Consider the following 24,078-nt stretch of genomic DNA (forward strand, 5'->3'; position numbering starts at 1 on the left):
CCAGGACGCCGACCGCCACCCCCACGAAGACCTCCTCGCCCACGGCCACCGCGACCCCGACCGCGACCGCGAGTCCGACCTCGGGCACCGGCTCGCCGTCCTCCGCAGGCTTCGCGCCGTACGTCGACACCTCGCTCTACCCGGCCTTCGACCTGCTCGCCCACTCCCGGGCGACCGGCGTCAAGCAGTACAACCTGGCCTTCGTCACCGACGGCGGCGGCTGCACGCCCAAGTGGGGCGGGGTCAGCGACCTGGCGAACGACGGCGTCGCGGCCCAGATCGGCGACCTGCGCAAGGCGGGCGGTGACGTACGGGTCTCCTTCGGCGGCGCGTCCGGCTCGGAGCTGGCGACGACCTGCTCCTCGGTCTCCGCGCTGACCGCGGCGTACGCCAAGGTCGTCGACACCTACAAGCTCACCAAGGTGGACTTCGACGTCGAGGGCGGCGCCATCGCCAACACGGCCGCCAACACCCGCCGGGCGCAGGCCGTCTCGCAGCTCCAGGCGAGCCACAGCGGCCTGGAGATCTCCTACACCCTGCCGGTGATGCCGACCGGCCTCACCCAGGACGGTGTCGGCCTGCTGGCGGACGCCAGGTCCCACGGTGTGCGGATCACCGCGGTCAACATCATGGCGATGGACTACGGCGCCTCCTTCAGCGGCGACATGGGCGGCTATGCGATCGACGCCGCCACCGCCACCCAGGGACAGCTCAAGGGCGTGCTGGGGCTGTCGGACGCCGCGGCCTGGAAGGCCGTCGCGGTCACCCCGATGATCGGCGTGAACGACGTCACCACGGAGGTCTTCAGGGTCGACGACGCGACGCAGCTGGTGACCTTCGCCCGGTCCAAGGGCCTGGGCTGGCTGTCGATGTGGTCGGGCACGCGGGACAAGCAGTGCCCCGGGGGTGCCAAGAACGTCGCCGACGCGACGTGCAGTTCGATCCTCCAGGAGGCGGGCGCCTTCTCCAAGGCCCTCGCGTCCTACGGCGGCTGAGGCCGCACGCGACCATCCCCCTCCCCCCACACGGGCGCCCCGGCCGGCAGTTCACACCCCGCCCCGGCCGGGGCGCTCCCGTGCGCGCCGCGCTCAGGAGCGGAGCAGGCCGTCCAGCAGCGCGGACAGCCCGGCCTCGTACTGCGCGCGGCCGGACTGCTGCGCCGCGACGAGTTCGGGGGCCAGCCCCACGAGCGAGGGGTAGCTGTCCGGCGGCAGGTCGGCGAGCCGGCTGCGGATCCTCTCGCGCAGCCCGGCCTCGGCCTCCTCGCACTCCGCGCGTTTGCGCCGCACCACCCACAGGGCGGCGCCGACCGTGTACTGCATCAGCGCCACCTGGGCGCGCGCGGCGGCGGGCGGGTCCAGTCCCGCCGTGATCAGCAGGCAGAGCATCCGGTCGATGACGGCGATGGCCTCGTCGCCGCGGAGCGGGCGGCTCGTCAGCAGTTGCAGCGCGGAGGGATGCTCACTGAAAAGCCGGTACACACCGACACAGAGTTCAATAAGCTGCTCGCGCGGCACGCCGGAGCCGGGGGGCATCTCGATCTCGGCGAGCAGCCGTTCGTTGACCGCGTCGATGATCTCGTCCTTGCCCTTGAAGTGGGAGTAGACGGCCATGGTCGCGACGCCGAGCTCCTGGGCGAGCACGCGCATGGTGAAGGCCTCGGGCCCGTGGCGGTCGAGGAGCCCGACCGCGGCGTCGAGGATGCGGTCGGGGTTGAGGGTGTTGCGGGGGACGCGGCGCCGTGGGGAGCGGGCCGGCGGGGTGACAGTCATGAGGGATGTGTGTCCGGTCGGGGGGAATCGTGCGCGAGCGGTCGGAAGGTCGAGCGGTTTCCTTGATTCTCCCGCGTTCCCGGGCAACCCGGGGAGGAAGCGGGGCGTCTTTTCGCACGTCTTCCCGAGCACGGCTCCGTGAATCCAGGACGAATCGGTGGTGAAGGGAATAGTCGGGGGCGCTGCCCGGGTTGCCTAGCGTACGTCGTACGGTAGATCGAAGCGACTCTCAATGGGATGGGGGGAGAACGGCCGGATGACGATGAGCACCACCGCCCCACGGGCGTCCGCCTACCGGGGCGGGCTCCGCTGGTGGACCGAGCTACCGCTGATCGCGGTGGTCTACGGCCTCTACACCGCGGGCCGCCTCCTCGTACGCGGCGACGTGGGCCGGGCTGTCGACCACGGCATCGCCATACTCCACCTGGAACGCGCGCTCAGCATCGACCCCGAGCGCTCACTCAACTCCCTCTTCAGCCGCTACCGGTCGCTCGGTGTTCCCGCCGACTTCTGGTACGCCTCGCTCCACTACCTGGTCACCCCACTGGTGCTGGTCTGGCTGTGGCGCCGGCGGCCGACCGTCTACCGCTTCGCGCGCACATGGCTGCTGATGTCCACCCTCGTCGGCCTGATCGGCTTCACGCTCATGCCGACCGCGCCGCCGCGGCTGCTGGCCGCAGGTCACGGCTTCGTCGACACCATGGCGCAGTACGGTTCGTACGGCTGGTGGGGCGCGGAGGCGAGCGCGCCGCGCGGGCTGGGCGGGATGACCAACCAGTACGCGGCCATGCCGAGCCTGCACGTCGGCTGGTCCCTGTGGTGCGGCATCATGCTCTGGCGCCATGGCCGCACGCCCTTCGTCCGCGCCCTGGGCGTCCTCTACCCCCTCGGCACGACCCTCGTGGTCATGGGCACCGCCAACCACTACCTGCTGGACGCCCTCGCCGGGATCGCCGTGATGGGGATCGGCTTCCTGCTGGCGCGGCCCGCGCTGCGTGTGGTGGACCTCATACGCGACGGGGCGCGCAGCCGGTTCGCGACGCCGCGGCCCGCCTCCTCCACCGTCGTCGCGACCTCCCGCGACGTCGCCCCGGCGGACGTGGGGTTCCTGCCGGGAACCGCGGTCGAACCGCGGCGCTGACCCTCCGGCGGAGGTCGCGGACCCGCGGCCTCCGCATTGTGGCCCGCGTTGTCGGTGGGGGGTGCGAGACTTGCCCGGGTGAGCACTACGCACGATCTGCGAGAGCGGCTGGCCGCGTTGCGCGGCCCGACGACCGTGCCGCGCCCGATGGACGCGCGCGCCCTGGCGGCGCTCGCCGCGAACCCCGGGTGCCGCCGCCGGGCGCTGCTGGACGCCGCCGGGGTGGACAAGGCGGCGGTGGCGCGCGTCCTGGGCAACCCCGCGCCCTACGGGCAGTCGCAGTTCGCGTTCGTACGGGGCCATGCCTTCGAGGCCCGGGTGAAGGCCGCGGGGTGCGCCGAGCTGCTGCGCCTGCTGGGCGCGCCCGAGACCGCGGACGCCGTGCTGCCCGATCTGTCCGCCCCGGGCCCCGAGGGCCGGGTGGCCCGTACCCGCCTCGCGCTCAAGGAGGCGACCGCGGCGGGCCGGTGGACGCTGCTCGACCACCCCCTGCTCGTGCTCGAGGTCGCCGACTCCCCGGTCTACCTCGAGCCGGACGCCATCGCCGTGCGGCCGGACGGCTCGTGGACGGTGGTGGAGGTCAAGTCCTTCCCGATCCTGGACGGTTCCGCGGACGCCGTGAAGGTCGGCGCGGCGGCCCGCCAGGCCGCCGTGTACGTCCTGGCGCTGGAGCGGCTGGGGTTCGGCACCCCGGAGCACCGGGTGCTGCTGGTGTGCCCCAAGGACTTCTCCAACCTGCCCGCCGCCGAGTTCGTCGACGTGCGCAAACAACTGGCGGTCACCCGGCGGCAGCTGGCCCGGCTGACCCGGATCGAGGAGATCGCCGCCGCCCTCCCCGAGGGCACGACCTTCGACCTGCGGCTCACCGACGACGGACGGACCGCGACCCGCCCCGCCGCGGAGCTCGCCGATGCGGTGGACCTGCTGCCCGCGGCGTACGCGCCCGAGTGCCTGGCCAGTTGCGAGCTGTCCTTCCACTGCCGCGACCAGGCCCGGGCCTGCGGCGCGGTCGAGGTCCTCGGCCGCGGCGTGCGCGGTGAACTGGGCGCCCTGACCGAAGTGGAGCAGGTGCTGGCGGCCGCGCTGGGCACCGAGGGCGATCCGGCGGATCCCGCGGTCGCCGCGCTGCGGCGGGCGCAGGCCCTGCGGGAGGAGGCGCTGGGATGTCGCTGATCTCGGTGCTGGCCCGCGCGGAGGCCATGGCGACCGGCCGGGCGACCCCGCTGGCGACGGTGCGCCACCGCCATCTGTCGGACCGGCCGCTGGTCCTCGTCCCGCTGACCACCGCGGGTGAGGTAGGCGCCCCGCTGGGCGCCCTGGTCGGCACCGACCGGGACGAGCCCCGGCTGCTGGCGGTGCCGCAGCCGCGCGACCGCGATCTGCGCTTCGCCTTCCTGGCCGAACTGGCGCAGGTCGTGCTGCCCTACCTGGAGTCCTACGCGGACGACACGGAGACCGAGCCGGCGACCCGCAACCGGGAGGAGTCGGAGGTCTGCGCCGACGCACCCCAGATCGTGGTCGCGAACACCCCCGCGGTGGAGTACGTGCGCCTGCTCGGCCGCTCCACCCGCTTCCGCCGCACCGCCGAGGACGACCCCGACGAGCCGCACCCGGTCCCCGCCCGGGTGCCGCTGCTCGGCCGCTGGCTCACCCACTACGGGGAACGCGCCCGCACCCCCGGCTCCGCGCTGCTGCTGTCCGCCACCGAACTGCTCACCCGGCACTGGGCGACCGGCCAGAGCAACCTCGAGGACCAGCACCTGGGCGCCCTGCTGGCCTGGATCGAACCCACCGACGGCATGACGGGCATGGAGGCGGCCCGCCGCGCGGAGTCCCACCGCGGCCCGGACGGCCTGCTGACGTTCCCGCCGGCCGGCCCCGCGACGGACCCGGTCTTCGACAACACGGTGCTCGCCCCGGCCACCGCCCGCTATGACGCCGGGATCACCGGGGCCGGCGAGGACATCGCCCGCCTGCTGGCCGCCCAGATGCGCCCCACCTGGGACGCGGTGTGGCGGTCACTGGACCTGCTGCGCGAGCTGCCCGAGGGCGCCCGCGTCGCGGACCGCTGGAAACGGGACCGCTGGTCGTACACCTCCCACCGGGACCGCGTGCGCGCCGGGGAGCCGCCGCAGCCCCGCCGTGACGACGCCGTGTCGGCGGCGCAGAAGCTCGCCGGCCGGGAGACCGCCCAGGTGCGGCTGGAGGCCCAGGAAGCGCTGGACGACCCGCTGGTGATGGCCGGGCGCCGACTGGCCGGCGAGGCCTTCGCGGGCCGGGTGGTCCGGGTGGAGATGGCGATGAGCGAGGGCAAGGTGCCCAAGCCGCGCCCGCTGGTGACGGTCCTCACACAGGACCGGCCGCATCTGGACGAGGACGCGAAGCTCTACCGCGCGCTGACGGACGGCCGTACGCAGCAGGCGCAGTTCGTGGAGTGGGCCGGGCCCGGTGCGGTGCTCCTGCGGGTGGTGAACGGCATGGGCCGCGGCAAGGTCCCCGAGCCCGGCACGGTGCCGGAGGAAGGGGACGAGGTGTGCTGGACCTTGTTCGAGCACGCGCCGCGTGGCGGCGCCGGGCTGCCGGAGCCTGAGGACACCCCGTGGACGCACGGCGGACCCCCGGGCACCGCGGCCGCGAGCGTGACCGCCGGCACGACCGCGGGCACGACCGCGGCCGCCGTCGCCGAGAGCCCTGACCCCGCGACCACGGAGGACTATCTGTGAGCCCGGTGAGCGACGCCGCCCGGGCGGCCGGCACCGCGACCGAGCGGATCCTGCACGACACCCTGCACGGGACGCACCGCGGCGTCGTGGTGGACTCGCCGCCCGGCGCGGGCAAGTCCACGCTGGTGGTGCGCGCCGCCCGTGAGCTGGTCGCGGCGGGCGAGACCCTGATGGTGGTCGCCCAGACGAACGCCCAGGTGGACGACCTGGTGGACCGGCTGGCCACCGCCGAACCCGGACTGCCGATCGGCCGGCTGCACGGCAGCGACTCGCCCCCGGACCCGGTGCTCGACCGCCACGAGGCCGTGCTCAAGTCGAGCAAGGCGGCCGACCTCGCCGGGGCCAAGGTGGTGATCGCGACCGCCGCGAAGTGGGCCTTCGTGAAGGACACCGAGCCCTGGCGGCACGCCATCGTCGACGAGGCCTACCAGATGCGCTCGGACGCGCTGCTGCAGGTGGCGGGGTTGTTCGAGCGGGCGCTGTTCGTCGGCGACCCGGGCCAGCTGGATCCGTTCAGCGTGGTCGGCGCCGAGCAGTGGGCGGGGCTGAGCTACGACCCGTCGGCGAGCGCGGTGGTCACCCTGCTGGCCCACAACCCGGGACTGCCGCAGCACAGGCTGCCGGTCTCCTGGCGGCTGCCGGCCTCCGCCGCGCCGCTGGTCTCCGACGCCTTCTACCCGTACACCCCGTTCCGCAGCGGCACCGACCACGGTGACCGGCGGCTCTCCTTCGGCGTGCCCGGTGACGGCTCGGGCCCGGACCGGGTGGTGGACGAGGCCGCGGCGTCCGGCTGGGGCCTGCTGGAGCTGCCCGCACGGCGCACCCCGCGGACCGACCCCGAGGCGGTCCGCGCGGTCGCACTGGTCGTACGGCGGCTGCTGGACCGCGGCGGCGTGGCGGTCTCCGAGCAGGGCACCGCCCCGGTGGGCCCGGACCGGATCGCCGTGGGCACCGCCCACCGCGACCAGGCGGCGGCGGTCCGCGCGGCGCTGGCCGACCTGGGCGTGACCGGGGTCACCGTGGACACCGCCAACCGGCTGCAGGGCCGCGAGTTCGACGTCACCGTGGTGCTCCACCCGCTGTCGGGGCGTCCCGACGCCACCGCGTTCCACCTGGAGACGGGGCGGCTGTGCGTGCTGGCCTCGCGCCACCGGCACGCGTGCATCGTGGTGTGCCGTGCCGGGGTCTCGGAGCTGCTGGACGAGCACCCCTCGACGGAGCCCGTCCAGCTCGGGGTGACCGTGAAGTTCCCGGACGGCTGGGAGGCCAACCACGCCGTGCTGGCCCACCTGTCCGAGCACCGCGTGGCCTGGCGGCCGTAACGCGCCGGCCGTCGCCCGGGGCACTCTTGCGCGGAGCGGGACAATGGAAGGCGCTGACGATCCTGGAGGTACGTTCATGTCCGAGCCGCAGTCGGCTCACAGCGCGGCGGGCAAGCAGCCCGCCCCGCGCCTGAAACCCGCCCAGCTGCTGTTCGAGCCCGCCGCCCTGGCCGAGGACGAGGAGCACTTCTTCGACCTGGAGTCCATCGAGGACCCCCGGGAGCTGCTGGCCCGTTCCACGGAGCTCACCCTCGCCTTCCGCGCGGCCGCGGACCGGGCGACGGAGTTCCAGGCCATAGCAGCGGCCCAGCTCGCCGACCCCAAGCGGTTCGACCGGCTGACCCCCGCCGCCATCGGTGCGCAGGCGGGCTGGTCGGAGGACTACGCCAAGCGGATGATCGAGTTCGGCGAGGGCCTGATGCGGGGCGGGGACGCAGCGCTGTCCTGACGACGCACCTGGCATATGCGTTCGGGGCAAGGTACCCGACACATGGCGGGCGTGTCCGGCCTTCGAGCGATGTCGCGTAGCGAAACGTTCACTCACGGTAGTTGTATGGGTCATGAGTGATTGGCAGTGGCACACATGGCCGGGGGGCGTGCCGGAGTCCGCCTCCCACCCATATCCGTACGCGCAGTACCCCACCCCCGACGGGGCCGACTGGCTGGCCTCCGCCAGCGCCTTCCCGCGCAGCGTGCGGGCGCTGTGGTCCGCACGGCCCACGGCGCCCAGCGTGCTGCCCTGCGGGACGGCCTTCGATGCGGTGAACCTGCCGGCCCTGTTCGGACGCCGGGTCCTGGAGCAGCTGTGGTCCTCGGGCCCCGGCTCGGGCCCGGCCGCCATGCTCCGCGGCAGGGTGCTGCTCCTCGCCGAGCCGGGCACCGCCGCACGCCTCCCCGGGCTGCTGACCTGGGAGGAGTGGGGGCTGACGGTGCCGCCGGTGCTCTGCCACGGCGAGGGGGACTCGGTGGCGCTGCCCCCGCCGTACGGCGACACCGGCCACGGGCGCTCCCGCTGGCTGGTCGCCCCCGACACGCGCCGCCCCTGGCTCCCCGGGGCCGACGTCCTGCTGTGGGCCTGCGTCCGGGCGGCCCGCGCGGAGGCCGGTTGATTATCGATTTTCACCCGCCCGCAAGCGGATGCTAATCTCTACGACGTCAGCGAGCGCCGCTAGCTCAACTGGCAGAGCAGCTGACTCTTAATCAGCGGGTTCGGGGTTCGAGTCCCTGGCGGCGCACTCACGGCACAGCCGTTGACCTGGGCGCTCTCCCATCGGGAGGGCGCCTTTCGTCATGTCGGGGCCATGGCCCTAGGGGCCGTCCCACAGGGGGCGCGAGGTGGTGATCCGCACCGTCCAGCCCTCGTCGTCCGGGTCCCGGCCGAGGACGTCGACGGTGAGGCCGCGGCCGCGGTCGGTGAAGCGTGCGCCGGAGGAGAACGGCGCGTCGTTGAGCGCGTTGAAGGTGGCGCTGCTGTACTCGCAGGCGGTGGTGCGCGGATGGGCGTCCTCGACGGTGATGGGTCCGTGTCCCGAGTCGACGTCGGTGCGCACCTGGTAGATCAGCACCCCTTCGCGGCAGGCCTCGCTGTCGTTGCCGCGGGCGGCGCGCGCCTCGATGACGTACGCGCGGGTCCGGCCGAGGGGGATGACGGCCACCTTGCGGCCGCCGGGCACCTCGACCGGCGTGAGGTGCACCGAGCGGGCGCCCGGGTCCCGGACGCAGACGACCTGCCAGTCGTCGAGCCAGCCCAGGCGCCACTTGTGCCAGGCGAAGAGGTCGCCCTGCAGCCCCCAGTCCAGGGACATGCCGTCCCACTGGCCCGCGAGGGTGTCGGTGTGCCCGAAGTCCTCGACGGAGTACAGGTCGGGCAGCCCGAAGGCATGGCCGTTCTCGTGGCTGAGCACCCGCGCGCCGGACTGGTCGTGGCCGTAGACCAGGGAGACCCGGTCCAGGCTCGTGCCGTCGTCGGTGGTGGCGGCCGAGGCGCCGGTCCAGGTCACCGAGAGGACGGCCTGTTCGGCGGGCGGCCCGGCGTTGGGCGTGACGAGGACGTTGACCAGGTCGTACCCGGAGAAGTCGATCTTCCGGTCGGCGACGCGCAGCAGGTCCCGCATCATGGCCGTGTGCGTGCGCCAGCCGTAGCCGCGCCCTATCCCGTACGACGTGAAGGGCTTCGGCATGCGGATGTAGCGCAGCACCGGCGTGGAGACGTAGCGCAGCTTCCCGTACGAGGCGCGGTAGAACCAGTGCCGCACGGCGGGGAAGAACTCGCGGTAGCGCTCGGCGGCGCTGTACGGGGCGGGCTTGTCCGGGAAGTCGACGAGCAGGGTGAGCGCCCGCACCTCGCCGGTGGCGCGGGCGAACTCGCTCCCGTCCGCGCCCCCGAAGCCCTCGGACATCGTGACGCCCGGCGCGGCGCGCAGCGCGCAGGGACGGTCGGCCGGCGGGGCCGCTGCGGGTGCGCCCTCGGTGGCGGCGGTGCTGCCGGCCGCGAAGAGGAGCACCGATGCCAGGACCGCGAGCGCCCGGGGTCCTCGCATCGGCTCAGCCCTGGGTGACCTGGACGGTCCAGGACCCGTCGGAGTGGCGGTCCGCCACGTGGACGTGCGCCGAGCGGCCGAGGGCGTACGTCTCCCCGCTGCGCAGCGGCGCGTCGGCGAGCGGCGGGTACACCGAGGACTCCCAGCAGTCGCCGCTGCCCGGGTGGCCGTCGATGACGTCCACGGGGCCGTCGCCTGACGACACGTCGGCCCGGACGCGGTACATCAGGACGCCCTGGCCGCAGCTGAGGCGGTCGTTGCCGAGGGCGGCGCGGGCCTCGATGGCGACGGCTCCGTCCAGGCCCGCGGGCAGCACCAGCAGCTTGGTGCCGCCGCGCTGCTCGACGGGGCTCAGGCGGAAGGTGTGGGTGCCGCCCTCGGTGACGCAGCGGACCTGCGAGCGCCCGAGCCAGCCCAGCTTCCACTTGTGCCAGGCGAAGAAGTCCGGGGCCAGCCCGAACTGACTGCCCATGAGGTCCCAGTCGCCGACGTGGGTGTCCCAGTCGGCGTTGCTGCCCTGGGGCGGCCGGTAGTAGAGGTCGGGCAGGTCGAAGGCGTGCCCGGTCTCGTGGGCGAGCACGTTGACGTCCGGCGGGTGGCCCTCGAAGACGGTGACGAAGCGGTGCAGGTCCGCACCGTCGACACGGACCGGTCTGCCCAGGTTGACCACCTTGGTGGCGTCCGGGTCGACGCCGGGCGCGTCGGGGTCGGCCACCAGGTAGACGACCCCGTACCGGGAGAAGTCCACCTCCCGGTCGGCCGCCACCACGGCGTCCCGCAGGTAGCGGGCGCGCAGGGCGGGGCTCCAGTCCCGGCCGATGCCGTACGCCGTGGACGCCGCGGGCATGCGCAGCCAGTGCGGCAGGATGCGCGGCCGCAGCCGGAAGGTGCCGTACGAGGCCCGGGCGAAGAAGTCGGCGGTGGCCGGGAAGTGATCGGCCGCCAGTTCGCCGGGGCTGATGGTGGGGGCGGCGTCGGGGAACGCCAGGAACACCATCAGCGCGTCAACGTCGCCACGGGCCCGCGGGTAGGCGGTGTTCCAGGCGCTGACGCCCTCGGAGTGGTGTGCCCGGGTCCGCGGCAGGGCGCACAGCGAGGAGTCGGAGCCCCCGGCCGCGGGGCCGGTGACCAGCGTCCACGCGACGACGGCCGCGAAGACGCTGACGGCGGCGACGGCCGCCCGGAGCCCGTCGGGGGCATGCCCGCGGACGCGCCGGCGGAAGCGCCGATGCGCACGTTTGGGTAGCCCTGACAGCGGCACGTGGACCTCCCGTACGGGGTCGGGACACCCACATCACGCTGCTACGGTTTGCTATGTTTTGCCCTGTTGTGCTGCGCCGCCCGGGTTACCGTCCGATCACTACAGTGCGTAATGAGTGACGAAAAGCGATCAATGGAATTCAGCGGCCAATCACAAATGATCAAGATCGCATCCCACGTGCCGAGAATCACCACGACGGCGGTGGCCGCGGCAATTCCCCAACGTCTATGATCGGCACATTTCCAGCATGAACGCCGCCTCTTGGCGGTCATTCGATTCCTCCACGACCATGTGTGCGAGACGACACCTATGCGGGAGCAAGCGGTGGGCGGACCCTCGGGAAGCCCGGACCTCGAGCCCGAGGCGGCGGCCACGACGGTCACTCAACGTCACGCTTCGGCCCCGGAACGGTCAGCCCCGGAACGTCCGGCCTCGGAGGTGCGCGACTACCGCGCCGCCTTCAACGTCGCCCGGCTGCCGATGGCCCTGGTCGGTCCCGACGGCCGGGTGCGCGAGGCCAATCCGGCGCTCGGCGCGCTGCTCGGCGCGGACCCGGTGCTGCTCACCGCCCGCACCGCGGCGGAGCTGGTCGGCCTCACCGGCGCCGGCGGCGAGGTCCCCCCGCTCGGGGAGAGCCCGGAGTACGCCGAGTACGAGGACGTGCTGACCGGCCGGCGCGGGGAGTTGCGCCGCACCAGACCCGTCCGCGGACCGGACGGGAGCACGGTCTGGGCCGAGGTCGTCGTGGTGCCCGTGCCCGGCGGCGTCCTGCTGTCCGTCGAGGACCTGGGCGAGACCCGTGAACTGCGCGAGCAGCTAAGGCACTTGCGGATGCACGACCCGGTCACCCGGCTCCCCAACCGGCAGTTGTTCTTCGAGCGCCTCGCCACCGCGCTGGAGGGCGCCGACAGCCGCACCGGCCGGATCGGCCTGTGCTACCTCGACCTCGACGGCTTCAAGGCCATCAACGACACCCTCGGCCACCGGGTCGGCGACCGGCTGCTCAAGGCCGTCGCCGGACGGCTGTCGGACTGCGCGGGCCGGCTCGGGCGCAGCGGGACGCTCGTCGCCCGGCTGGGCGGCGACGAGTTCGCCGTCCTCGTCGAGGACTCCACCGGCACCGGGCAGGCCACCGGGCTCGCCGAATCCGTACTGACCGCGCTGCAGCTGCCGTTCGACCTCGCCGGGCAGCGGCTGGCGGTCTCGGCGAGCATCGGCGTCGTCGAGCGCGAGGCCGCCGGGGCCACCGCCACCGGCATCATGCAGGCCGCCGACACCACGCTGTACTGGGCCAAGGCCGACGGCAAGGCCCGCTGGACGCTCTTCGACCCCGAGCGCAACGCCCACCGGATGACCAAGCAGGCGCTGTCCAGCACCCTGCGGCAGGCCGTGGAGCGCGGGGAGTTCACGCTGGAGTACCAGCCCCTGGTGGAGCTCGGCAGCGGCAGCCTGCGCGGGGTGGAGGCCCTGGTGCGCTGGCAGCACCCGCACTTCGGGCTGCTCGGGCCGAACCGGTTCATCCCGCTGGCGGAGGAGAACGGCTCCATCGTCCAGCTCGGCCGCTGGGTGCTCGCCGAATCGTGCCGCCAGGCGCGGCAGTGGCAGAAGGACTGGCCCGACGACCCGATCTTCGTCAGCGTCAACGTCGCCGTGCGCCAGGTCTGGGACTCCGACCTGGTCGCCGACGTCGCGGAGATCCTGGACGACACCGGGCTGCCGGCCGGGCTGCTGCAACTGGAGCTCACCGAGTCGGCGGTGATGGGCTCGGCCGGACGGCCCCTGCAGGCGCTGCACGCCCTGCAGGAGATGGGCGTGCGCATCGCCATCGACGACTTCGGCACCGGCTACTCCAACCTCGCCTACCTCAGCCGGCTGCCGGTCTCCGCGCTCAAGCTCGACGGCAGCTTCGTGCACGGCTTCCGCGACGGCCTGCACCCCAACCCGGCCGACGAGACGATCGTCGAGGCGCTGGTGCAGCTCGCCCACCGGCTCGGCCTGACGGTCACCGCCGAGTGCGTGGAGAACGCCGAGCAGGCGGAGCGGCTGCGCCGGATCGGCTGCGACACCGGGCAGGGCTGGCTGTACTCGCGGCCCGTGCCGCCCGAGGGGATCGCCACGCTGCGCGGCTACGGCCCGGCCCCCGGTTCCGGCCCCGGGGAATAGCCGCAGCCGGTCTCCGGTTGCTCGTTGCCGTAGACGAGGAACCGGCCGCAGGAGGCGACGCAGGAACGTGGACACGAACGACCCGGTACGAGGCACCACCCTCGGCAGCGCACCCGTCCCGCTCTCCGTCCTCGACCTGGCGGGCGTCGGCAGCGGACTGACCGCGGGGGACGCCCTCGCCGCCGGTGTCGCGCTGGCCCGGCTCGCCGAGGCCCGCGGCTACCACCGCTACTGGGTCGCCGAGCACCACTCGATGCCCGGGGTCGCGTCCTCCTCCCCCGCCGTGATCCTCGCCCACCTCGCCGCCCACACCGAGCGCATACGCCTCGGCTCCGGCGGCGTCATGCTGCCCAACCACGCGCCGCTGGTCATCGCCGAGCAGTTCGGCACCCTGGAGGCCCTGGCGCCGGGCCGGATCGACCTCGGCCTCGGCCGCGCCCCGGGCACGGACGGCGCCACCGCCGCCGCGCTGCGCCGCACCGACCGGCTGAACGAGGGCGCCGACGAGTTCCCGCAGCAGTTGTCCGAACTCATCCGCTTCCTGGACGACGACTTCCCCGACGGCCACCCCTACGCCCGGATCCACGCCATCCCCGGTCCCGTGCAGGGCACCGTTCCGGGCGGCGTGCAGTCCGCCGCGCGGCCGTCGATCTGGCTGCTCGGCTCCAGCACCTTCAGCGCCCGGATGGCCGCGGTCCTCGGGCTGCCCTTCGCCTTCGCGCACCACTTCTCCGCGGCGAACACCGAACCGGCGCTGGAGCTGTACCGCAGGTCCTTCCGGCCCTCGGAGGTGCTGGACGAGCCGTACGCGCTGATCGGCGTCGCGGCGCTGGCGGCGGACGAGGAGAAGGACGCCCGCCGGCAGGTGCTCAGCGGCGCCCTGGCCATGCTGCGGCTGCGCATGGGACGCCCCGGTCTGGTGCCCACCCCGGAGGAGGCGGAGGCGTACGAGTTCAGCCCGGCCGAGCGGGACTTCGTGGACGCCTGGCTCGGCAACGTGGTGCACGGCACGGCGGACGCGGTCCGGGACGGCCTGGACGCGCTGGTGCGGCGCACGGGTGCGCAGGAGCTGATGATCACGGCCAACGCCCACACCCCCGCCGCGCGGCTGCGCTCCTACGAGCTCATCGCCGACGCGTACGGCCTGCCCGGCGGCGCCTGACCCCGCGGGGTCCGGGCCCTAGGCCGTGTCGTCAAATGCCCGCCTGCCCAGCGACGCCTGGTACGGCACTCCCCCAGCCTTCGGCCGGGGGTGCCCCCACGCTACGTTGTCGAATCGTCCGAGTAGCCCACTACGAGGACAACTCTCCGCCTTGCGATGCACCGCACCAGACGCCGCTGGGCCCGCCCTTCGGGCGGCCGGCGATCATTTGACGACACGGCCTAGACGTCCACCGCCACGTACTTCGTCTCCAGGTACTCGTCGATCCCCACGGCGCCCCCCTCGCGGCCGGTCCCGGACTGCTTGACGCCGCCGAAGGGCGCCGCGGGGGTGGAGACGACGCCCTTGTTCAGGCCGAGCATGCCCGTCTCCAGTTCCTCGGCGTAGCGGATGCCGCGCCGCAGGCTCTCCGTGAAGACGTAGCCGACCAGGCCGTACACGGTGTCGTTGGCCAGCCGGATCGCCTCGTCGTCGTCCTCGAAGGTGACGACCGGCGCGACCGGCCCGAAGATCTCCTCCCGGAGCATCGCCGCGTCCGGCGGCACGTCGGCCAGCACGGTGGGCGGGTAGAAGTACCCGGGGCGGTTCGAGAGCGGGGCGCCGCCGGTGACCGCGCGGGCCCCGGCCGAGACGGCGTCCTGCACGAGGCGGTCCACCTTGTCCAGGCCCGCGCCGTCGATGAGCGGGCCGACCTGGGTGCCGGGCTCGGTGCCGCGGCCGACGACCATGGAGCCCAGCTTCTCGGCGAGGCGCCCGGTGAAGGCCTCGGCCATGTCGCGGTGGACGTAGATCCGGTTGGCCGCCGTACAGGCCTCCCCGATGTTGCGCATCTTGGCGATGGCCGCGCCCTCCACGGCCTTCTCCAGGTCCGCGTCCCGGCAGACGATGAGGGGGGCGTTGCCGCCCAGCTCCATGGAGGTGCGCAGCACCTGTCGCGCGCTGAGCTCGATGAGCTTCTGCCCGACGCCCGTGGAACCGGTGAACGAGAGCTTGCGCAGCCGCGGGTCCTCCGTCAGGGGGCCGCTGATCTCCGCGGGGTGCGAGGTGGTGAGGACGTTGAGCACGCCGTCCGGCAACCCGGCCTGGCCGAGGATCTCGGCGAGGGCGAGCATGGACAGCGGCGTCTGGTGGGCCGGCTTGACGATCATGGTGCAGCCGGCGGCGACGGCGGGGCCGATCTTGCGGGTGCCCATGGCCATGGGGAAATTCCACGGGGTGATCAGCAGCGCCGGGCCCACGGGCTGGCGCATCACCCAGATCCGGCCGTTGCCGTCGGGCGCGGTGCGCCAGCCGCCCTCGATGCGCACCGCCTCCTCGGAGAACCAGCGGAAGAACTCGGCGGCGTAGAGGATCTCGCTGCGGGACTCGGCGACCGGCTTGCCCATCTCCAGGGTCATCAGGAGGGCGAGTTCCTGCTGCCGCTCCACGATGAGCTCGAAGGCCCGGCGCAGGATCTCCCCGCGCTCACGCGGCGCCGTGGCCGCCCATCCCTCCTGCGCGGCGGCCGCGGCGTCCATCGCGGCCTTGGCGTCCTCGGCCCCGGCGTCCGGCACGGCGCACAGCGGTCGCGCGGTGGACGGGTCCTCCACCTCGTACTCGCGCCCGTCGCTCGCAGGCCGCCAGCGGCCGCCGACGAGCAGTGCCTTCGGCACCCGCTCCACGACCAGTTGCTCGCGCTTGCCGTTCCCTTCGGTGCTGTCGCTCATGGCAGCTCCCTGCCTCCCGCGGACGTTCCGTACATCGGGTACCCCACCAGATTCGCATGAATGCCCCCTGTGCGCCGGGGTAGGCGCGGCCCTCGTGCGGTCACCGCACCGCACGGAAGCGAACTACCGGAGGTCTGGTCCATGTCCGAGCGCAGTCCCCTGTCCCGCAGGGGTTTCCTCTCCCGTACCGCAGGCGTCGGCGGTCTCGTGGCGGTCCCCGGGCTGCTGGCGGCGTGCAGCCGTACGCAGGCCGGCACCGGCGCGCCCACCGGCGACGGGGACCTGCTGGCCAAGCTGAGGAAGCAGGGGTACGTGCGGGTCGGCTTCGCGGGCGAGGCGCCGTACGGGTACCGGGACGGCGACGAGCTGTCCGGCGAGGCGCCCACCCTCCACCGGGAGATCTTCACGGCGCTCGGGGTGCCGGAACTGCGGCCCACGCTCACCGACTTCGGCGCGCTCATACCGGGCCTGACGGCCGACCGCTTCGACGTGGTCAGCGCCGGGATGGCGATCACGCCCGACCGCTGCCAGAAGGTGATCTTCTCGGAGCCGGAGTTCGTCTCGCCGACCGCCCTGATGGTCCGCGCGGGCAACCCCAAGGGGCTGAGCGACCTGGTGTCCTGCGCCCGCCAGAAGGTCACCGTCGGCGTGCTGAGCGCGGCGGTCGAGGCGGACTACGCGGATGCCGCCGGGGTGCCGCTGACCTCGGTGAAGTCCCTGGCCAAGCAGCAGGACGGGGTGGACGCACTGCTCGCCGGCCGGATCGACGCCTTCGCGCTGACCGGGATCTCGCTGCGCTGGCTGGCCCGCACCAACAAGGGCGCCGCGGTGGAGGTGCTCGACCCCTTCCTGCCGGTGGTCGGCGGCCGCAAGCAGTACAGCCCGGGCGGCGCGGTGTTCCGGCGGGACGCGACGAACCTGCGCGACGCGTTCAACAAGGAACTCAAGAAGATCACCGCCGACCCCGGCCGCTACACGTCCCTCATCGGGAAGTACGGCTTCACCAAGGCGGAGGTCCCGCCGGCGACGCTGCGCACGGCGCAGCTGTGCGCGGCGTGAGGCGGCGCCTTGTCCTCGTACCCCTTCCCCGCCGGTGACCTCGCCGGTGAATCCATGTCCGGCTTCACGCAGTTCACGCACTCGCTGCCCAGTGTGGGCGCGGGTCTGTGGGTCACCGTGCAGGCCACCGTCCTCGGCGCGGCGCTCGCGCTGCTGATCGCCTTCGTCCTCGGCTTCATGGCGCGCTCGCGGCGGATGCCCGTGCGCGGGACCTCCCGGGTGGTCGTGGAGTTCTTCCGCGGCACCTCGCTGTACGTCCAGCTGTTCTGGCTGTTCTTCGCGCTGCCGATCCTCGGCTTCAAGCTCGTGCCGCTCGCCTGCGCCGTGGTCGCCTTCGGGCTCAACTACGGGGCGTACGGCTCGGAGGTCGTCCGGGGCGCCCTGGACGCCGTGCCCCGCGGGCAGCGGGAGGCGGCCGTCGCGCTGAGCATGACGCCGTGGCAGCGGATGCGCCTGGTCGTCCTGCCGCAGGCCTGGCCGCAGATGATCCCGCCGTTCAACAACCTGCTGATCCAGTTGCTGAAGTGCACCCCGCTGATGTCGCTGATCACCATTTCGGACGTCACCTTCCAGATGGACCAGCTCCGTTCGACGACGGGCGACACCGCGACGGCGTACCTGCTGCTCCTGGTGATCTACTTCGTCCTCGCGTACGCGCTGACACTGGCCATGAACGGCCTGGAGGCCGTGGCCAAGGCGCGGCTCGGACAGCCGGCGGGAGGTCGGGTCTGATGTGGGACTGGGAGACGGCCCGCGAGGGCCTGCCGCTGATCCTGCACGGCTTCGGGATCACCCTGCTGGCCACGGTGCTCGGCTCGCTGCTCGCCGTCACGCTGGGTCTGGGCATCGCGGTGCTGCGGCGCACCCCCAGCCGCTGGGTGACGCTGCCGCTGCGGGCGGTCGTGGAGTTCGTGCGCTCCACTCCGGTGATGATCCAGCTCTTCGCGGTGTGGGTGCTGGTCCCGGGACTGGACCCGCTGGTGATCGGCATCACCGTGCTGGGCGTGCACTACGCGACGTACACCTCGGAGGTGTACCGGGCGGGCATCGAGGCGGTGCCGAGGGGGCAGTGGGAGGCGGCGGTCGCGCTGTCGCTGCCGCGGGCGCGCACCTGGTCCGCCGTGGTGCTGCCGCAGGCGGTGCGGAAGATCGTGCCGGCCCTCGGCAACTACGTGATCTCGATGTTCAAGGAGACACCGTTCCTGTCGGTCATCACCGTCGACGAGATGGTGCACGAGGCGAATCGTTTCGGCAGTGACCACTTCGCCTACCTGGAGGCGTTCACCATCGCCGCCGTGATCTTCCTGGTCGCGAGCTGCCCCACCTCGGTCCTCATGCGGAAGCTGGAGAAGCGCCTTGCTCACTGACGAGTCCCCCACCCCCGCCAAGTCCGGCCCGGCGGCGCCCGCCGTCCGCTTCGACCAGGTGGTCAAGCGGTACGGGGACAACACCGTGCTGGACCACCTCGACCTGGAGGTCCGGCGCGGTGAGCGCGTCACCCTGATCGGCCCGAGCGGTTCGGGCAAGACGACCATCCTGCGGCTGCTGATGACCCTGGAGCGGCCCACCGAGGGCGTCATCCACGTGGACGGCGAGCCCTTCTCGCACATGCCGGGCCGCGGCGGCCGGCTCGTGCCGGCCGACGAGAGGCACCTGCGCGGCACGCGCCGCCGGATCGGCATGGTGTTCCAGCACTTCAACCTCTTCCCGAACATGAAGGTGCTGGACAACGTCACCGAGGCCCCGGTGCACGTCCTCGGCCTGGACCGGGACGAGGCCGCCGAGCGCGCCCGCGGGCTGCTGGAGCTGGTGGGCCTGGCCGACAAGCAGGACGCCCACCCCACCCGGCTCTCCGGCGGCCAGCAGCAGCGGGTGGCCATCGCCCGCGCGCTGGCGATGCGGCCCGACATCCTGCTGCTGGACGAGGTGACCTCGGCGCTCGACCCCGAACTGGTGGCCGGGGTGCTGGACGTGCTCAGGGACGTCGCCCGCAGCACGGACATCACCTTGCTCTGCGTCACCCACGAGATGGGGTTCGCCCGGGACGTCTCGGACCGCGTACTGATGTTCGACGGCGGACGGGTCGTCGAGTCGGGTCCGCCGGAGCGCATTTTCGGCTCCCCGGAGCACCACAGGACCCGGGAATTCCTCGGTGCGGTGCTCTGAGGAAAAGTGGGCCGTGCCGTTGGCATATGCCAGAGTGGCCCGTTCCTGCGTATACGCCTGCGGCCGCCCACATAAAGCTTCAACGGGCTCTACTGCAAACCGCATTGAGGCTATCGTGGAATCCGGCCCAGCTGCCGGGCTCGCTGTCGTGCCCGGCAGCCGTGACCACTAGCTACAGCAAGGACGCAAACGGTCACACCTGTAGGGGGACACCGTGGCGCTTGAGCACCGACAGGTCGCGCCGGTCTACGCGGTCCAGCACGCACTGCGCGTGCTGGAGACCGTGGACAAGCACAGGAACGGCGTCACCGCCGAGCAGCTCGCCCGTGAGATCGGAGTACCCATCGGCTATCTCGGCCAACTCCTCGCCATGCTCAACCGCGAGCGCTACCTCAACGCGCTGCCCGGCGGCGGCTACGCCGTCGGCGAGTCGCTGGTCCTGCTCGGCAGCGCCAGCCGCGACCTGGCGCTCGGCGAGAAGATCAAGAAGATCCTGGCGGCGCTGCGCGACGAGGTCGGCGCCGCCGTCTACTTCAGCCGTTACGACGACGGCGAGGTCAAGATCGTCGACTTCGCGGACGGCCCGGAAGCACCCAAGGTCAACGAGTGGGTGGACTTCCGCTTCGCCGCCCACGCCAGCGCGGTCGGCAAGTGCCTGCTCACCCAGCTCGACCACAACGGGCGCCGCGACCACCTGTCCCGGCACAAGACGGTACGGCTCACCTCCAAGACCACGATCAGCGAGAAGGTGCTGCTGACCAAGCTGGAGAGCCAGCCGGCCAGCGCTCCCACCCTGGACCTGCAGGAGTACGCGATCGGCACGGTCTGCGCCGCCATCCCGATCACCGTCGGCAGGACGGTCGGCTGCCTCGCCCTCTCCCTCCCCGTCACCCAGGCCCACCGCCTCAAGGGCGCGGCCGACACCCTCAACGAACGCGCGGCGCCGGTGCTGCTGTCACTGGCCCTCTGAGGCCCGGGGCCGTCCGGCGCACGAGGCATGACGCCCACCGGAACACGACGAAGGGCGCCCCTCCCGAAGGAGGGGCGCCCTCTCGCTGTGCGCCGCCAGGGACTCGAACCCCGAACCCGCTGATTAAGAGTCAGCTGCTCTGCCAGTTGAGCTAGCGGCGCGTGCAGGACAATCATACGGGGTCGGAGGGGGTGCTCATGACCGCTCCCTCCGACCCCGTACCGGACCGGATCAGCTCAGGCCGAACGCCCGGACGACCTCCTGCTCCACCGTGCCGCCCCGGCCGTCGGAGGCCGTGGCCCGCAGGGACACGAACCCGCCCGGGGTACGGGGAGTTCGCAGCTCGGCCGACCAGTGGCCGGTGCCGCCGGCGGCACGCCGCAGGGGCACGGGCCGCCAGGTCCTCCCGTCGTCGTACGACACGGACAGCGTCGCGGACGTGGCCCGCGTCACGTCGTCGAGCCACTCCTGGGTGGCGGCGGACAGGCCGAGCGGCACCTTGGCGCCGGCCCGCACGTCGCCGGCGAGGTCCGTGGTGACGTCGTAGTCCAGCTGGAGCAGCTCGATGTCCTGCTCCCAGACGCCGTCCGGGACCGCGCCGGAGCGGAAGCCCCACTCCGTACGGCTGCGCACCGAGGTGCGCCAGCGGCCGGCGTCGCGCGAGGCGTCCAGGACGAGGCGGTACGGCAGGGTCTGCGCGGGGACCGGGTCGAAGAGGTACAGCGCCCGGCCGGCGGACTTCCGCAGCAGCGTGTCGCCCTGGTACAGCGCGATGGTGCCGGTGTCGTACTCGTCGTCCGGCATGGATCCGGAGTGGCCGGCGCCCGAGTCCGTCCACGGCGTGATGTTGAACTGCAGGCCACCGGCGGCGTCACGGCTGGGGCCCCAGAAGCCCTGGCCGAGGCGCGGGCGCTGGACGGGGGCGAACCACTCGGTGCGGTAGTGACGGCCGGCCGTCACGCGGTCGTTGCCGCTGCGCATCTCCTGCAGGGTCTCGTCCTGCGGGCCGAGGACGGAGTGGTCCTCGTACCAGAAGGCCGCGCCGCGCAGCGGGGTCAGCCACTCGGTGCGCAGCGAGGGGTAGCTCTCGCGCTCGCCGAAGCCGAAGCCGGGGCCGTAGGAGGGGATGTTGTAGCGGAAGCCACCGCCCGGGGCCTTCGTCCGGCCGTAGTAAGTGGCTTCGACCCGGGCGAGGTCGCGGTCCGGGTCCGGGGCGTAGGCCAGGGAGCGGTCCGGGATGGCGCCGTCGTGCTGGGAGACCAGGTCGTACAGGAAGCGGCCGTGGGCGCGCTGGGTGACGGTGACCCTCTTGCGCAGGACGCGCTCGCGGTCGCCGCGCATGGCGGAGACGACGGGCAGCCCGGCGGCCTCGCCGTAGTACTCGCTGAGCCTGCCGTCGCCGTCGTTGACGACGATCAGCAGGGCGGCACCGGCGGCCACCGCCGCGGCCGCGCGGTCGGCCGGGGCGACCGCGTCGGAGCGGTCCACCACGACGGCCTTGCCCTTCGCGTCCAGTCCGGCGTAGTCGGCGGCCGCGCCGTGGCCCGCGTACACCGTGGCGAGCTCGCGCCTGCCCTCCCGCAGGGTGCTGCCGGCCTGGACGACGAGGTCGTCCACGGAGTCGACGGCGACCTGCTTCTCGGCCAGCCGCCAGCGGGTGGAGAAGCTCATGGAGGCGCCGGTGACCTTGCCGGTCGGCTGGGCCCACAGCGTGTCGTACTTCAGGGGCACCTGGTAGCCGCTGCGGACGACCCCGCCGGCGGCGGAGACCACCGCGAAGTCCATCTGCCGCTGCGTGTCCGCCGTGTCCTTGGGCACGGACGCACTGATCGTCCGCGCCCTGCTCGCGTCGAGCGAGACGGTGGCCGGCTCGTCCAGCACCGTACGCGGCGCGGACAGGAAGGCCAGGCCCAGCGAGTCCGGCTCGTCGCCCGGGACGTCCATGTAGGTGTACGCGGTGTACGTGCCCGGGGGCAGGCGCAGGGTGCGCCGGCCGTCGACGGCGTACTGGTACTGGTAGAAGTCGTTCTCCACGCCCAGGTACACCGTGCCGGAGGCGGGCTTGCCGTCCCGGTCCTTCAGCTCGACCGTGTAGTCGTAGAGTTCCTGCTCCTTGACCAGGGCGAAACCGGTGTGCGCCACGAGGGTGCCGGTGGCCCGGTCGGTGGCCAGGACCTGGCCGGAGAAGGTCGTGGCGGGTTCCACCGCGGACGGGTCGAGGCGCAGCGTGACGTCGGCGGTGCCCCCGGCGGGAACCGTGACCGACGGCGCCGAGAGCGTGTAGGCGGCCGCGTCGGCGTCGGTCGCCAGGTCGAGGGTGACGCCCTCCGTGCCGGTGTTGCGGTAGGTGACGGTGCGGGTGGCGACCGGGTCGTCGGCGCCGTGCGGCCAGTCGTAGAAGGCGGTCGCGACGGAACCGGTGGCCTGGACCGTGCCGTCGACGGCCTTCAGCACGTCCACCCGGCCGGTGCCCTGCTGGTAGGGGGTGTAGCCGGTGAGCGGCGTGGACGAGCTCATCAGCGCGTCCTTCAGCTGCCGCCCGGACCAGTCGGGGTGGCGCTGCTTGAGGACGGCCGCCGCCCCGGCGACGTGCGGGGTGGCCATCGAGGTCCCGGACATCGTCTGGTACCCGCCGCCGGGCTTGGCGGCGGTGATGTCGGAACCGGGCGCGGAGATGTCCGGCTTGAGGCCGTAACTGCCGGTCAGCGGGCCCATGCTGGAGAAGTCCGAGCGCTCGTCGGACTTGGTGACGGAGGCGACCGTCAGGGCGGACGCGGCCGAGCCGGGCGCCCCGATGGTGAACTCCCCGTAGGAGTTGCCCGCCGCGATGACGAAGAGCGGCCCACCGTCGGCGGACAGCGTGTCGACGGCCTGGGCCATGGGGCTGGTCCCGTCGTCCGGCACCTGGGAGCCGAGGCTCATGCTCACCACGTCGGCGCCCTGGGCCTTCGCCCACTCCATGCCCGCGATGATCCAGGAGTCCTCGCCGTAGCCCTCGTCGGAGAGCACCTTGCCCACCAGCAGTTCGGCGCCGGGCGCGACGCCTCGGTAGGTCGAGCCGTCGCCCGCGACCGTGGACGCGACGTGCGTGCCGTGGCCGTTGCCGTCGGCGACCGCCTGGTCCGGTACGAAGCTCCGCTCGGCGGCTATCCGCCCCTTGAGGTCCGGGTGGGTGTCGTCCACGCCGGTGTCGAGCACGGCGACCTTCCGCCCGGTGCCGTCGTAGCCCTCCGCCCACGCCTGCGGGGCGTTGATCTGCGGCACGGACTCCGCGAGGTCGGCCTCCACCCGGCCGTCCAGCCACAGCTTCTCGACGCCCCCGTCCAGCGACCGGGCCCGGGGCGCGGTGCCGGCGACGTCCTTCCAGAAGGTGCGGGCGGTGGCCTTGGCGGCCCGCAGCGCGGCACCGTCGATGCTGGGCAGACGGCGCTCGACCGTGCTGCCCGCGGGTGCCGTCACGCCGCCCCGATAGGTGGCGATCAGCGGGACCCCGCCGGTGCGGGTGTCGTCGTACCCCATCGCCACCAGCGTGGTCACGTCGAACAGCCGGCGGTCGAGCCTGCCCGCGGTCAGCAGGGCCTCGGCCTCGTCGGGGACCACTGAGAGGCGGCCGCCGCTCTGCTGGATCTTCACGCCCCCGGTCGCGCCCTCGGGGCGGTCCACGGTGACGGTGTCCTGCGCGGTACCGGGCCGGTCGGTGAAGTGCACGACGTCACCGGTGACGAGGGTGATGTCGTGGGCGGCGGCGCGCGGCACCGACGCGGCCGGGTCCTTGACCGGGACCGCCGCGGCGGTCGGGGCGGGCAGCACGAGGGTGCCGCCGACCAGCGCGCACGCGGTGGCGGTCGCGGTCAGCAGGGCATGACGGGCAGCCCGAACGGGTCGTGCGTCTCGGGCACTTGGGGGGTGGGCGAATGTCATGCACAGGAGGTCTACCGGTGCCGCAACCGCTTGCGCACCGCTTCCGTGCGGCGTGAATCCGCCGTGGCGGATACCCGCCTCCTCCTGCACGCGGGCATGCTGAGGGGCCCGGCAAGAGGGGGGAGGTATGCCGGGCCCCTCAGCATGCCCGCGTGCAGGAGGAGGCGGGTAT

19 protein-coding genes and 2 tRNA genes are annotated in these 24,078 nt (G+C 73.1%); 15 read left to right on the top strand and 6 right to left on the bottom strand.

Annotated features, from left to right (window positions below; translation table 11 throughout):
* A partial coding sequence (locus tag PV341_RS27895) for a chitinase (protein ID WP_500359272.1) occupies positions 1-995 on the top strand: 995 nt, incomplete at its 5' end.
* 93 nt (positions 996-1,088) lie between these two features.
* Here the strand turns inward: PV341_RS27895 and PV341_RS27900 are convergent.
* Positions 1,089-1,772 carry a TetR/AcrR family transcriptional regulator gene (locus tag PV341_RS27900; protein WP_499512030.1) on the bottom strand — a complete coding sequence of 228 codons (684 nt, stop codon included), beginning with the start codon at positions 1,770-1,772 and terminating at the stop codon, positions 1,089-1,091.
* 256 nt (positions 1,773-2,028) lie between these two features.
* On the opposite strand from PV341_RS27900, the gene PV341_RS27905 reads away from it, so the two are divergent.
* The 7 genes from PV341_RS27905 to PV341_RS27935 all read left to right on the top strand — a co-directional run bounded on the left by PV341_RS27905 (position 2,029) and on the right by PV341_RS27935 (position 8,193).
* Positions 2,029-2,913 (top strand): phosphatase PAP2 family protein, encoded by an 885-nt coding sequence (locus PV341_RS27905; protein ID WP_500331411.1) that lies wholly within the window; start codon positions 2,029-2,031, stop codon positions 2,911-2,913.
* A gap of 147 nt (positions 2,914-3,060) precedes the next feature.
* On the top strand, positions 3,061-4,086 hold the full coding sequence (locus tag PV341_RS27910) for a hypothetical protein (RefSeq protein WP_500359280.1): 1,026 nt from the start codon (positions 3,061-3,063) through the stop codon (positions 4,084-4,086).
* Positions 4,077-5,636 carry a hypothetical protein gene (locus PV341_RS27915; RefSeq protein ID WP_500331414.1) on the top strand — a complete coding sequence of 520 codons (1,560 nt, stop codon included), beginning with the start codon at positions 4,077-4,079 and terminating at the stop codon, positions 5,634-5,636. The genes PV341_RS27910 and PV341_RS27915 overlap by 10 nt, the downstream gene beginning before the upstream one ends.
* The gene (locus PV341_RS27920) at positions 5,633-6,958 is read left to right on the top strand and encodes an AAA domain-containing protein (RefSeq protein WP_500331416.1); all 1,326 of its coding nucleotides are present in this window, start codon (positions 5,633-5,635) and stop codon (positions 6,956-6,958) included. Before PV341_RS27915 ends, PV341_RS27920 begins: the two co-directional genes overlap by 4 nt.
* Positions 6,959-7,034: 76 nt before the next feature.
* On the top strand, positions 7,035-7,406 hold the full coding sequence (locus tag PV341_RS27925) for a DUF8844 domain-containing protein (RefSeq protein ID WP_499512035.1): 372 nt from the start codon (positions 7,035-7,037) through the stop codon (positions 7,404-7,406).
* 112 nt (positions 7,407-7,518) lie between these two features.
* Positions 7,519-8,067, top strand: a complete 549-nt coding sequence (locus tag PV341_RS27930) for a bifunctional DNA primase/polymerase (protein ID WP_500331418.1) — start codon at positions 7,519-7,521, stop codon at positions 8,065-8,067.
* A 53-nt stretch (positions 8,068-8,120) separates the two neighbouring features.
* A tRNA-Lys gene (locus tag PV341_RS27935) sits at positions 8,121-8,193 on the top strand.
* A 72-nt stretch (positions 8,194-8,265) separates the two neighbouring features.
* Here PV341_RS27935 and PV341_RS27940 read toward each other — a convergent pair.
* Positions 8,266-9,498 (bottom strand): M6 family metalloprotease domain-containing protein, encoded by a 1,233-nt coding sequence (locus tag PV341_RS27940; RefSeq protein ID WP_500359274.1) that lies wholly within the window; start codon positions 9,496-9,498, stop codon positions 8,266-8,268.
* Between the two features lie 4 nt (positions 9,499-9,502).
* On the bottom strand, positions 9,503-10,753 hold the full coding sequence (locus PV341_RS27945; protein ID WP_500331433.1) for a M6 family metalloprotease domain-containing protein: 1,251 nt from the start codon (positions 10,751-10,753) through the stop codon (positions 9,503-9,505).
* A 315-nt stretch (positions 10,754-11,068) separates the two neighbouring features.
* On the opposite strand from PV341_RS27945, the gene PV341_RS27950 reads away from it, so the two are divergent.
* Positions 11,069-12,922, top strand: a complete 1,854-nt coding sequence (locus PV341_RS27950; RefSeq protein WP_500359275.1) for a putative bifunctional diguanylate cyclase/phosphodiesterase — start codon at positions 11,069-11,071, stop codon at positions 12,920-12,922.
* 67 nt (positions 12,923-12,989) lie between these two features.
* Complete coding sequence (locus tag PV341_RS27955; RefSeq protein ID WP_500359277.1) at positions 12,990-14,084, top strand: LLM class flavin-dependent oxidoreductase; 1,095 nt, start codon at positions 12,990-12,992, stop codon at positions 14,082-14,084.
* Positions 14,085-14,305: 221 nt separating this feature from the next.
* Here the strand turns inward: PV341_RS27955 and PV341_RS27960 are convergent, their stop codons facing one another.
* Positions 14,306-15,790 carry an NAD-dependent succinate-semialdehyde dehydrogenase gene (locus PV341_RS27960; protein ID WP_500331425.1) on the bottom strand — a complete coding sequence of 495 codons (1,485 nt, stop codon included), beginning with the start codon at positions 15,788-15,790 and terminating at the stop codon, positions 14,306-14,308.
* A gap of 141 nt (positions 15,791-15,931) precedes the next feature.
* On the opposite strand from PV341_RS27960, the gene ehuB reads away from it, so the two are divergent.
* From ehuB to PV341_RS27985, 5 genes are all read left to right on the top strand, one after another.
* Complete coding sequence (gene ehuB / locus PV341_RS27965; protein ID WP_500331427.1) at positions 15,932-16,849, top strand: ectoine/hydroxyectoine ABC transporter substrate-binding protein EhuB; 918 nt, start codon at positions 15,932-15,934, stop codon at positions 16,847-16,849.
* A 54-nt stretch (positions 16,850-16,903) separates the two neighbouring features.
* A complete protein-coding gene (gene ehuC / locus PV341_RS27970; RefSeq protein ID WP_500359281.1) occupies positions 16,904-17,581 on the top strand; it encodes an ectoine/hydroxyectoine ABC transporter permease subunit EhuC in 678 nt (225 codons plus the stop codon).
* Positions 17,581-18,216 (top strand): ectoine/hydroxyectoine ABC transporter permease subunit EhuD, encoded by a 636-nt coding sequence (gene ehuD / locus PV341_RS27975; protein ID WP_500331429.1) that lies wholly within the window; start codon positions 17,581-17,583, stop codon positions 18,214-18,216. Before ehuC ends, ehuD begins: the two co-directional genes overlap by 1 nt.
* Positions 18,206-19,015: an ectoine/hydroxyectoine ABC transporter ATP-binding protein EhuA gene (gene ehuA, locus PV341_RS27980; RefSeq protein ID WP_499512043.1), complete on the top strand. Its 810-nt coding sequence runs from the start codon at positions 18,206-18,208 to the stop codon at positions 19,013-19,015. The genes ehuD and ehuA overlap by 11 nt, the downstream gene beginning before the upstream one ends.
* Before the next feature lie 214 nt (positions 19,016-19,229).
* A complete protein-coding gene (locus PV341_RS27985; RefSeq protein ID WP_500331431.1) occupies positions 19,230-19,985 on the top strand; it encodes an IclR family transcriptional regulator in 756 nt (251 codons plus the stop codon).
* Between the two features lie 88 nt (positions 19,986-20,073).
* Here the strand turns inward: PV341_RS27985 and PV341_RS27990 are convergent.
* Both PV341_RS27990 and PV341_RS27995 read right to left on the bottom strand, forming a co-directional pair.
* Positions 20,074-20,146, bottom strand: a tRNA-Lys gene (locus PV341_RS27990).
* A gap of 70 nt (positions 20,147-20,216) precedes the next feature.
* On the bottom strand, positions 20,217-23,906 hold the full coding sequence (locus tag PV341_RS27995) for a S8 family peptidase (protein ID WP_500359278.1): 3,690 nt from the start codon (positions 23,904-23,906) through the stop codon (positions 20,217-20,219).
* Positions 23,907-24,078: the final 172 nt, after the last annotated feature.

The sequence above is a fragment of the Streptomyces sp. PA03-1a genome (assembly GCF_033792805.1).
Lineage (GTDB): Bacteria > Actinomycetota > Actinomycetes > Streptomycetales > Streptomycetaceae > Actinacidiphila.

What these genes read in the sequence shown, in the direction of transcription:
- PV341_RS27900 (WP_499512030.1), bottom strand. Translation starts at nt 1,772, where the DNA reads ATGACTGTCACCCCGCCGGCCCGCTCCCCACGGCGCCGCGTCCCCCGC.
- PV341_RS27905 (WP_500331411.1), top strand. Translation starts at nt 2,029, where the DNA reads ATGACGATGAGCACCACCGCCCCACGGGCGTCCGCCTACCGGGGCGGG.
- PV341_RS27910 (WP_500359280.1), top strand. Translation starts at nt 3,061, where the DNA reads ATGGACGCGCGCGCCCTGGCGGCGCTCGCCGCGAACCCCGGGTGCCGC.
- PV341_RS27915 (WP_500331414.1), top strand. Translation starts at nt 4,077, where the DNA reads ATGTCGCTGATCTCGGTGCTGGCCCGCGCGGAGGCCATGGCGACCGGC.
- PV341_RS27925 (WP_499512035.1), top strand. Translation starts at nt 7,035, where the DNA reads ATGTCCGAGCCGCAGTCGGCTCACAGCGCGGCGGGCAAGCAGCCCGCC.
- PV341_RS27930 (WP_500331418.1), top strand. Translation starts at nt 7,519, where the DNA reads ATGAGTGATTGGCAGTGGCACACATGGCCGGGGGGCGTGCCGGAGTCC.
- PV341_RS27940 (WP_500359274.1), bottom strand. Translation starts at nt 9,498, where the DNA reads ATGCGAGGACCCCGGGCGCTCGCGGTCCTGGCATCGGTGCTCCTCTTC.
- PV341_RS27950 (WP_500359275.1), top strand. Translation starts at nt 11,069, where the DNA reads ATGCGGGAGCAAGCGGTGGGCGGACCCTCGGGAAGCCCGGACCTCGAG.
- PV341_RS27960 (WP_500331425.1), bottom strand. Translation starts at nt 15,790, where the DNA reads ATGAGCGACAGCACCGAAGGGAACGGCAAGCGCGAGCAACTGGTCGTG.
- ehuB (WP_500331427.1), top strand. Translation starts at nt 15,932, where the DNA reads ATGTCCGAGCGCAGTCCCCTGTCCCGCAGGGGTTTCCTCTCCCGTACC.
- ehuC (WP_500359281.1), top strand. Translation starts at nt 16,904, where the DNA reads ATGTCCGGCTTCACGCAGTTCACGCACTCGCTGCCCAGTGTGGGCGCG.
- ehuD (WP_500331429.1), top strand. Translation starts at nt 17,581, where the DNA reads ATGTGGGACTGGGAGACGGCCCGCGAGGGCCTGCCGCTGATCCTGCAC.
- PV341_RS27995 (WP_500359278.1), bottom strand. Translation starts at nt 23,906, where the DNA reads ATGACATTCGCCCACCCCCCAAGTGCCCGAGACGCACGACCCGTTCGG.